The 8,514-nt window shown below is 74.7% G+C and carries 10 protein-coding genes and 2 pseudogenes; 5 read left to right on the top strand and 7 right to left on the bottom strand.

Translation table 11 applies throughout. The features are described from left to right. Positions 1-56: 56 nt before the first annotated feature. Entirely contained in the window at positions 57-764 is a 708-nt protein-coding gene (locus L7D48_RS22085) for a response regulator transcription factor (RefSeq protein WP_237881693.1), read from the top strand. Between the two features lie 152 nt (positions 765-916). Beyond that, positions 917-1,345: a pyridoxamine 5'-phosphate oxidase family protein gene (locus L7D48_RS22080; RefSeq protein ID WP_237881691.1), complete on the top strand. Its 429-nt coding sequence runs from the start codon at positions 917-919 to the stop codon at positions 1,343-1,345. Positions 1,346-1,411: 66 nt separating this feature from the next. Here L7D48_RS22080 and L7D48_RS22075 read toward each other — a convergent pair whose 3' ends face one another. From L7D48_RS22075 to L7D48_RS22055, 6 genes and pseudogenes are all read right to left on the bottom strand, one after another. Continuing rightward, positions 1,412-1,786, bottom strand: coding sequence for a cupin domain-containing protein (locus tag L7D48_RS22075; protein WP_237881689.1), 375 nt, complete (start codon positions 1,784-1,786; stop codon positions 1,412-1,414). 61 nt (positions 1,787-1,847) lie between these two features. Further along, a pseudogene (locus tag L7D48_RS29590) lies at positions 1,848-1,928 on the bottom strand (respiratory nitrate reductase subunit gamma); the annotation flags it as partial. Positions 1,929-2,081: 153 nt separating this feature from the next. Continuing rightward, positions 2,082-2,591, bottom strand: coding sequence for a GNAT family N-acetyltransferase (locus L7D48_RS22070; protein WP_237881685.1), 510 nt, complete (start codon positions 2,589-2,591; stop codon positions 2,082-2,084). Between the two features lie 85 nt (positions 2,592-2,676). Further along, positions 2,677-3,558, bottom strand: coding sequence for an alpha/beta fold hydrolase (locus L7D48_RS22065; RefSeq protein WP_237881683.1), 882 nt, complete (start codon positions 3,556-3,558; stop codon positions 2,677-2,679). Between the two features lie 11 nt (positions 3,559-3,569). Next, on the bottom strand, positions 3,570-4,175 hold the full coding sequence (locus L7D48_RS22060) for a TetR/AcrR family transcriptional regulator (RefSeq protein WP_237881681.1): 606 nt from the start codon (positions 4,173-4,175) through the stop codon (positions 3,570-3,572). Positions 4,176-4,380: 205 nt separating this feature from the next. Further along, positions 4,381-4,656, bottom strand: coding sequence for a helix-turn-helix domain-containing protein (locus L7D48_RS22055; RefSeq protein WP_093656301.1), 276 nt, complete (start codon positions 4,654-4,656; stop codon positions 4,381-4,383). Between the two features lie 103 nt (positions 4,657-4,759). Between L7D48_RS22055 and map the strand changes: the two genes are divergently transcribed. Then, positions 4,760-5,527, top strand: coding sequence for a type I methionyl aminopeptidase (map, locus tag L7D48_RS22050; protein ID WP_237881679.1), 768 nt, complete (start codon positions 4,760-4,762; stop codon positions 5,525-5,527). Here map and L7D48_RS22045 read toward each other — a convergent pair. After that, on the bottom strand, positions 5,514-6,341 hold the full coding sequence (locus L7D48_RS22045; RefSeq protein WP_237881677.1) for a bifunctional 2-polyprenyl-6-hydroxyphenol methylase/3-demethylubiquinol 3-O-methyltransferase UbiG: 828 nt from the start codon (positions 6,339-6,341) through the stop codon (positions 5,514-5,516). The genes map and L7D48_RS22045 overlap by 14 nt on opposite strands. Positions 6,342-6,454: 113 nt before the next feature. Here L7D48_RS22045 and L7D48_RS22040 point away from each other — a divergent pair, with 113 nt between their 5' ends. Then, positions 6,455-7,429, top strand: coding sequence for a LysR family transcriptional regulator (locus L7D48_RS22040; protein ID WP_237881675.1), 975 nt, complete (start codon positions 6,455-6,457; stop codon positions 7,427-7,429). A gap of 254 nt (positions 7,430-7,683) precedes the next feature. Continuing rightward, a pseudogene (locus tag L7D48_RS22035) lies at positions 7,684-8,514 on the top strand (hypothetical protein); the annotation flags it as partial.

Here is an 8,514-nt window from a genome sequence, read left to right as displayed (position 1 = left end):
GGGGCAGGATCATGGGGTGGGGGGCGTGCCCCCGACCGACGGCGTGAAGGATCCCTATGACCCAGGCCCAGCAGTTCTCACCACAGGACCCGATCCGGGTGTTCCTCCTCGACGACCACGAGGTGGTGCGGCGCGGCGTGCACGACATGCTGGACGCTGAGCCCGACATCGAGGTGGTCGGCGAGGCCGGCACGGCCGAGCAGGCCCTCGCGCGCGGCCCGGCCCTGCGCCCGCACGTGGCCGTCCTGGACGTGCGCCTGCCCGACGGCAACGGCATCGCCGTCTGCCGTGAGCTGCGCTCGCGGATGCCGGAGCTGGCCTGTCTGATGCTGACCTCGTTCGACGACGACGACGCGCTGCTGGACGCGATCATGGCCGGTGCCTCCGGTTACGTACTCAAGCAGATCAAGGGCTCGGACCTGATCGCGGCCGTGCGCACCGTCGCCTCCGGGCAGTCCATGCTGGACCCGGCGACCACGGCGCGGCTGATGAACAGCCTGCGGGTGCAGGACACCGAGGAGCCCGCCCAGGAGCCGCAGGACGCCGCGCTGGCCTCGCTGACGCCCCGCGAGCGCGACATCCTGGCCCTGATCGGCGAGGGGATGACCAACCGGCAGATCGGCCGGCAGCTGTACCTGTCGGAGAAGACGGTCAAGAACAACATCTCCCGGCTGCTGGCCAAGCTGGGAGTGGAGCGGCGCGTCCAGGCCGCCGTCATCGCCACCCAGACCGCCCCTCAGCCCCCGGGGCGGCAGCCGCGCTGAGCGGAATGGGGTGCGCGGGCGTCGGGCGCGTACGAGTGGCGGGGCCGGCTTGCCGGGTGCGGGGCGCGCATCGGGGCGGACCCGCCCTTTTTCGCCCCGGACGGGGCCGACCGGCCCTATCCCCGCCCGGGCGGCGCGCGCACCATGGACGCATGCACCGACACGACGGCTTCCGCGAACTCGACCGGCGGGAGTGCCTGAACCTGCTGGGGCAGGTCCCTCTGGGACGCATCGTCTACACCGAGAACGCGCTGCCCGCCGTCCTCCCGGTCAACTTCTTCCTGGACCGCGACCAGGCCGTGGTCCTGCGCACCTCGGGTACGTCCCGGATGGCCCGCGCGGTGGACGGCAGCGTGGTCGCCTTCGAGGTGGACCGGTTCGACGAGGCGACACGTTCGGGCTGGAGCGTGGTGGTCACCGGGCGCGCCTCGCTGGTGACCGACCCCGGCGAGGCCGAGCGGCTGGGCCGGTCCGGGCCGCTGTCCTGGGCCCCGGTCGAGGACGGGGTACATGTGCGGATCGGGGCCGAGCTGGTGACCGGCCGGCTGCTGGAGGACGTCTCGCCCGCCGGGACGGTCTGAGCCTTTCGCCCCCGTGCGGGCGGCCCCTGCCCCTCCGGGGGCCGGCCCTGTCCGGCCCCCGCGCGGTCAGTCCAGCCGGACGGTGAGCAGCACCAGGGCGTCGGTGTCGGCGGTCAGCCGGTGGCGCTCCGCGGGGATGGCGATGAGGTCCTCCGGGCCCAGCTCCCATTCCCGCTCGACGGTGCTCAGCGTCACCCGGCCGGTCAGGCACAGCAGCGTCGCGGCCCCCGGCGCCTGGTGCTCGGCCAGTCCGTGGCCGGAGGCCAGCGCCATCAGGGTCACGCTGAGGCCGGGGACCTTGACGACGGTCTGCGCCTTCCGCCCGGAGTCGGCCGCCCCCGCCTCGGCCAGCAGCCATTCCCCCTGGGCCTTCAGCCCTGCCACCTCTCCGGCGGGGTGCTTCTCGCGCTCCGGTTCGGGACCGCCCTGCGGAGTGATCATCGGACACGCTCCCATCCGCGCCGGGGGCACGCGAGCCCAGCTGTGTGTCCCGGCTGCGGTAGACGATGTACGGACGGGTGAGGTACCCCGGCGGAGCGGTCGGCATGTGCACCGGCCGGGTGAAGGGCCGGACGGCGGACATCGCCCGTGCCACGCACGGCAGGGCCGCCCGCGGCAGAACGCCCGGCGCGCCGGAGTCGCCTGTGGGCGGTTCGGCACCGTCTGCCGACCGTCTGCCGGGAGGACGCCCACCGGCTGCGGCCGGACGGCCCCGGCGGCCCGAAGGGGGCGGCCTTCAGGGTGACGGGCTGAGCCGTTTCTCGAACCAGTGGTCGGCGTACCTCCCGCCGTTGTAGTCGGGGATCTCGGCGTAGCCGCTACGCGCGTACAGGGCGCGGGCCTCGACCAGATCGGCGCGGGTGTCCAGGCGGATCACCCGCGCGCCCAGCACCTCGGCGGCGGCGCGCTCGGCCGCCGCCAGCAGCCGCGCGCCCCCGCCCGTCCCGCGCGCGCCGGGGAGCACGAACAGGCGGGTCAGCTCGGCGGTCCGCGCGTCCAACAGGCGCAGGCCGGCGCACCCGGCGGGTCGCCCCTCCCGCCGGCCCACCAGGAAGTGGCCGGTGGGGTGGGCGAGATCGTCGCTGGGCTCCTCGGCGAGCGCCGCGTCGACCTCCTCCCGGGTGGCGCGGCGGCCGTGGTAGCGGCCGACGATGTCGTCGTAGTACGCGCGCAGCAGGGCCGCGGAGTCGGAATGTCCGACGGGCAGGGGCGCGATGTTCCAGGAGTCTCGTCGTCCGTCGCTCACGCGTCTCATCCTCACAGGCCGGGCCCGCCCTCCGCCTCCCGGTTTCCGCCCTGCCCGGTTCCCGGACAGGGCGGGACGGGGCCGGTCAGGACGTACGGCCGTCCGCGCCGGCGGAGCGGGTGTGGGCGAGGATCGCGTCGGCCAGCGGCGGCACGGCCGCGCTTCCGAGCGCGTGCCCGAGCCCGGGAACGGTGACCAGCCGCGCGGAGGGAATCGCACGGGCCAGCCGGGCCGCGTGCGGCGGGGGTGTGACCGGGTCCTCGGGTGCGTCGACGACCAGGGTCGGGACCGTCACCCGCGCCAGTTCCGCTCCCCGTTCCATGCCGGACTGGTCGGCCAGCGCGTGTGCGTACGACGTGGCCCAGGTGCCGCTGTGGGCGGCGACCCGGCGCTCCAGATCGCGGAACTCCTCGGCGTCGAAGGGCAGTACGCCGCCGTTGAGAAGGCGCCAGTGCTCCACCCGCCACTCCAGTTCGGCCTCCGGGTCGCGCTCCTGTCCCATCTGCTCCCACATCGCGAGCAGGCGGGGGTCGGGGCCGGGCAGGTCCTCGTCGGGGATCTCCGGGTCGGGGCGCGCGCCGCCCAGCACGGAGGTGCCCCACAGCGCGGCGCCGAGCAGTCGCCGCGGGTGGTCCAGGAGCAGCAACTGGACCAGGTAGCCGCCCATCGACATCCCCGCCACGTGCGCCCGGTCGACGGACAGCGCGTCCAGCACCGCCACGGCGTCACCGGCGAGATCGCGCACGGCGTAGGGCCGTTCGTGGAAGGCGCGGGTGGAACGGCCGGTGTCGCGGTGGTCGTAGCGGATGACGCGGTGGTGCCGCGCCAGCCGGGACACGAGCGCGTCGGGCCATCCCAGGCCGCTCGCTCCGGCGCCCATGATGAGCAGCAGCGGCGGCAGGTCGTCCTCTCCGGCGGTCTCGACCCACAGTCGGTAGCCGTCCTCCGCTTCGACGAAGGTCTCCATGTGTTCCCCCTTCAGTTCGGGCCGTGGTGCCGCAGGCCGTTGAGCGCGGTCTCCAGCAGCGCGTCGGCGTACTCCTCGGTCAGCGGCCCGCTGCGGGTCAGCCACCGCTGCGCCATCGGCGCGAAGATCGCGTCGACGGCGATGTCCAGGTCCAGTGAGGCCGGAAGCCGGCCCGCGCGCTGCGCGGAGCGCAGCCGGGCCCGCTTGGCCTCCCGGGTGGGCTGCTCCACGCGGATGCGGTGTTCCTCGGCCAGGGCCTCGTCCTCGACCATCGCGACCGTCAGCGCCCGCAGCGGACGGTCCACCTCGGGACTGGCGAGCTCCAGCGCGGTGGCCCGCAGGACGGTGCGCAGGTCCGCCTCCAGATCACCGGTGTCGGGCAGCGGCACCGGCTCCTCGCCGTCGCCGAAGCTGCGCACGAGGATCGCCTCGAACAGCACCGCGCCCTTGGAGGGCCACCACCGGTAGATCGTCTGCTTGCCGACTCCGGCGCGCGAGGCGATCGCCTCGATGCCGAGCCTGCCGTAGCCGACCTCTCCGACCAGTTCGAAGGCCGCTTCCAGGATCGCGGCGCGGGAGGCCGCGCTGCGCCGGGCGGCCGTCGGTTGCTTGGGCATGACCGGACCGTAGCACATTCGAGACGGTACGTCTCGTCTCGCTTCTTGCGTCGCAGGACACCACTCCCGGCGGGGCGCAAACCGCCGCGTTCACCCGAAGGCCCCGTGGACACCGATCGACCGAACGCGGCTCCCGCGCCCGGCTCGACGGCGGCGCGAGCAGCGACCCCGCCCGGGACCGGCCGAAGGGAGGAGCGGGGAGGCGCTACGCCGTCAGCGCACGCTCGCCGTCGTCGCCACTCCGGGCGCAGACGGCGGCCAGTTCGTCCAGGGAGATCCCCAGCACGGCCGCCAGGGCCGCCACGGTGAAGAACGCCGGGGTCGGCGCCCGTCCGGTCTCGATCTTCCGCAGCGTCTCCGCCGACACCCCGGCCGCCGCCGCAACCTCCACCATGCTGCGCCCACCGCGCGCTTCGCGCAGCAGTGCGCCGAGTCGCTCCCCGCGCTGCCGCTCCCACGGGGTCAGAGGAGTTCTCACCATGACCGTGATACTAATACCGGTATAAGAATTGGCCAGCATCGGCCTGGCGCGATGCGCCCCGGCCCGGCGCGGACGGCCCGACACGGACAAGGAGCGATGGAGCATGGTGGAGATCAAGACCGACGCGGCACTGGAGGCCATGCGAGAGGCCGGGCGCGTCGTCGCCCGGGCCCTCGCGGCCGCCCGGGACGCGGCGGGCGTCGGAGTGTCCCTGCGGGAGCTGGACGAGGCGGCACGCGCCGTCCTGGCCGAGGCGGGGGCGCGCTCACCCTTCCTGGGCTATCAGCCCTCCTTCGCGCCCACCCCGTTCCCGGCGGTGGTCTGCGTATCCGTCAACGACGCGATCGTGCACGGCGTCCCCGACGGCTACCGGCTGCGCGACGGCGACCTGGTCAGCGTCGACTGCGGCGCGGAGCTCGACGGCTGGACCGGTGACGCCGCGGTCAGCTTCATCGTGGGCGCCCCCCGGCCCGCCGACCTGGAACTGGTCAAGGCCACCGGGGAGGCGCTCGAGGCGGGCATCGCCGCGGCCACCGCCGGGAACCGGATCGGCGACATCTCGCACGCCATCGGCTCAGTCGCCGAGGCGGCCCGCTGCGGCATGCCCCGGGACTTCGGTGGCCACGGCATCGGCCGCCGCATGCACGAGGACCCCCACGTGCCCAACCGCGGGCGCCCCAGGCGCGGTTTCCCCCTGCGCCACGGACTGGTCCTCGCCATCGAGCCGATGCTGATGGCCGGCGGGAGCGATGCCTACCGCACCGACACCGACGGCTGGACGCTGCGCACCGCCGACGGCAGCCGGGCCGCCCACATCGAGCACACCGTGGCGGTCACCGAGGAGGGCCCGCGCATCCTCACCCTGCCCTGACCGGGCCCGCGCCGGGCTCCCGGCGGGCGATCAGCTGGAAGAGGCGGGCGGTGTGCCGGTGGGCGGGCCGGTCGGTGAGCGCGAGTTCCAGCCGTTCCAGGTCGGCGTAGAAGTCCGGGTCGTGCTTGCGCTCGTCGTCGGTGATGTAGTCGCTGACGCTGCGGATGCCGTAGTGCGCCGCACCCGGGCAGCCCAGGTCCTCCAGCCGGGAGGCGATCTCCTCGGCGGTGTACAGCGTCATGCCGGTGCCGAAGGTGCGGCTGTCGGCCCGGTCCCGGTCGAGGGCCGCCAGCGCGGCGGCCGGGTCCAGTTCGCGTACGGCCGCGACCAGCGGCGCGGAGTGGCGGTTGACGGCCATCACCGACAGCACGCCGCCCTCCCGCAGCGGCGCCACGGCCGCCGCCAGCATCTCCTGCGCCGCGGCCGGACTCTGCGCGTACTGAAGGACGTTGTGGCACAGCACGACGTCCCAGCCGCCCGAGGCGATCTCCTGCGGCAACTCCTCCATACGGGCCCGGACGCAGGTGACGCGGTCGGCGACTCCGGCAGCCCCGGCGCGCTCCCCGGCTGCGGCCGGCATCCCGGGGGCGAGGTCCACCACGGTCACGCGGTGGCCGCGGGCCGCGAGCCGGACGGCGTCGCCGCCGTCTCCCCCGGCCAGGTCCAGGATCCGCAGGGAGGCGTCACCGAGCCCGTCCAGATGGCGCAGGAGGTTGGCCTCGGCGAGGGTGAAGCGCAGGCGCCCCCAGGGGGCCTGCTGCCACTGCCGCCAAGCGGCCATGGACGAGTCGAACCTCTGCTCTGTCCCGGACATGCGCAGAGCCTAACCCGGACGCCGGCTCGGCGACCGCACACCGGAGTTTTGGTCCGTACCAATCCCCTGCCGATGTATTGCCCCGGCGTACCGGGCGGCCCAAGCTGTCGGGCATGGACCTGGAACTGCGGCACCTGAAGACGATCCGGGCGATCGCGGACGCGGGCAGCCTCACCCGGGCGGCCACGGCACTGGGCCTGGCCCAGCCGGCACTCAGCGCACAGCTCAAGCGGATCGAACGCGCCCTGGGCGGGGCGCTGTTCACCCGCGGCCGGTTCGGGGTCCGGCCGACCGCGCTGGGCGAGCTGGTACTGGACCGTGCCTGTGTGCTGCTGCCCGCGGTCCGTGAACTCCAGGAGGAGGCCGTACGGTTCGCGCGGGCTTGGGAGGGCATGCCGCGCTTCCGGCTCGGCGGTACGCACGGGCCGCTGCTGGGCGGCCTGGTGGACCGGCTGGCAAAGTCCCATCCGCAGGTCGCGGTGACCACGCGCACCTCCTGGTCGGAACGGGAGATCGCCGCGCTGGTGGTCGAGGGGCGAGTGGACTTCGCCCTGGTCGGCGCCTGCGGGGAGAGCCCGCCGCCCGCGGCGGACCGGCTGGTGTGGCGGGAGATCGCCGTCGACCCGGTGTTCGTGATGCTGGGCCGGGAGCATCAGCTGGCCGAACGGCGCGAGGTGGAACTGGCCGAGCTGGCCCGGGAGTCCTGGGCGGACGTGCCGGGGGACGGCTGCTTCGCGGACTGCTTCGCCGCCGTCTGCGCCCGTGCCGGGTTCACCCCCTTCCGCGTCTACGAGACCGACACCGCCTCGTGCGTCCATCTGGTGCAGGTGGGGCGGGCGGTGGGGCTGTGCCGGGCGACGTTCCCGCCGACTCCGGGCGTGGTGACCCGCCCGCTGGCCGGGGCTCCGCTGCGCTGGCGGCATCTGGTCGGCTGGCATCCCGGCTCGCCCGCGGCGGGCGTCGCGGGACCGGTGGTCGCCCAGGCCCGTGCGGCACACATCGAGGCCGCCGCCCGCAGCGCCAGTTACACCCGGTGGCTGGCGGACCACCCCGGGTTCGGCGCGACCTCCCCGACAGCGGTCGGATGACCGCGGGATGACGATCGGATGAGACCGGCCGAGACCGGTCCCGCGCGACACGCCGGGGCCTCCGGCGGGCGCCCCGGCGGCCCTTTTGGCCCCGCCGCCAAGGAACCCGTCACAGAACGGAGTTGCGCGGCGATCGGCGGACCGCTGGTCGGGGCGTACGCCCGGACGGATGCGGAGTGCCGGTACCACCCCCACGGTGACATCCCTCGGTCCGCTACAGTCCGTCGTCCTGGGAAGTGCCACAAGGGGGCTGAATGCGTCGCGATACATGCCCGGTCTGCGAGCAGCGGGCGCCGGTGACCGACGGGGTCATCGGCCACCACGAGAGCGAAGGCCGAAGCTGCCGAGGAGCGGGCCGGACCGCCGCGGAGGCGCCGGCCCCGCAGGGGGACGCCCCGCGTCCCGCCGAGGAGAACCGTACGAAGGCGGCCGCGCCTGTCTTCGCGGCCCTGGGGCTGGTGGGCCTGGTCGTCCTCGTCCTCGGGGCCGTTCTCGGCTCCGTACCGATCCTGACGGGCGGTGCCGTCCTCCTCGTCGCGGCGGGGGCCGGTGTCCTGCTGAACCGCCGCTCACCGGCGGCCGGTGAGCGGACCGCCGCGCACAGCGCGGCCGGGGAGACGGCCGGGGAGACCGCCGAGGAGAGGGAGAAGACGGAGGAGGCCGCGGCCGCCGTCCGCGCCGAGCCGGAACCGCTGACCGAGCCGCGGCAGGAGGCGGAACGCCGCGAGGAGGAGAAGGAGAGCGTCTCCGGTTCCGTCCTGGTGGAGACGGTCTCCGTGGAGGAGACCGCCCCGGAACGGCTTTCGGTGGGCGGTCTGTTCTTCTCCGACCCCGCTGACTCCGCCCCCCGACCGGAGCGGTCGGACCTGGACGAGAGCCGGGAGGAGAGCCGGGATTCGGCTTCTCCCACGCCGGAGCCCGAACACAGCACGCGGGGACCGGAGGTGCGGGACGACGCCTCCCCTGAGCCGGAGACCGGAGCGTCCGAGGCGCCGGAGCCGCGTGCCGACGAGCCGGAGCCGCGTGCCGACGAGCCGGCCTCCCCCACGGCGGAGGCGGTGAGGGCCGAGGCGCCCGCCCCGGAG

The organism is Streptomyces sp. ICN903 (assembly GCF_022015835.1).
GTDB lineage: Bacteria > Actinomycetota > Actinomycetes > Streptomycetales > Streptomycetaceae > Streptomyces > Streptomyces fenghuangensis.
This window is presented reverse-complemented; position numbering and strand designations above follow the sequence as displayed.

What these genes read in the sequence shown, in the direction of transcription:
- L7D48_RS22085 (WP_237881693.1), top strand. Translation starts at nt 57, where the DNA reads ATGACCCAGGCCCAGCAGTTCTCACCACAGGACCCGATCCGGGTGTTC.
- L7D48_RS22080 (WP_237881691.1), top strand. Translation starts at nt 917, where the DNA reads ATGCACCGACACGACGGCTTCCGCGAACTCGACCGGCGGGAGTGCCTG.
- L7D48_RS22075 (WP_237881689.1), bottom strand. Translation starts at nt 1,786, where the DNA reads ATGATCACTCCGCAGGGCGGTCCCGAACCGGAGCGCGAGAAGCACCCC.
- L7D48_RS22065 (WP_237881683.1), bottom strand. Translation starts at nt 3,558, where the DNA reads ATGGAGACCTTCGTCGAAGCGGAGGACGGCTACCGACTGTGGGTCGAG.
- L7D48_RS22060 (WP_237881681.1), bottom strand. Translation starts at nt 4,175, where the DNA reads ATGCCCAAGCAACCGACGGCCGCCCGGCGCAGCGCGGCCTCCCGCGCC.
- L7D48_RS22055 (WP_093656301.1), bottom strand. Translation starts at nt 4,656, where the DNA reads ATGGTGAGAACTCCTCTGACCCCGTGGGAGCGGCAGCGCGGGGAGCGA.
- map (WP_237881679.1), top strand. Translation starts at nt 4,760, where the DNA reads ATGGTGGAGATCAAGACCGACGCGGCACTGGAGGCCATGCGAGAGGCC.
- L7D48_RS22045 (WP_237881677.1), bottom strand. Translation starts at nt 6,341, where the DNA reads ATGTCCGGGACAGAGCAGAGGTTCGACTCGTCCATGGCCGCTTGGCGG.
- L7D48_RS22040 (WP_237881675.1), top strand. Translation starts at nt 6,455, where the DNA reads ATGGACCTGGAACTGCGGCACCTGAAGACGATCCGGGCGATCGCGGAC.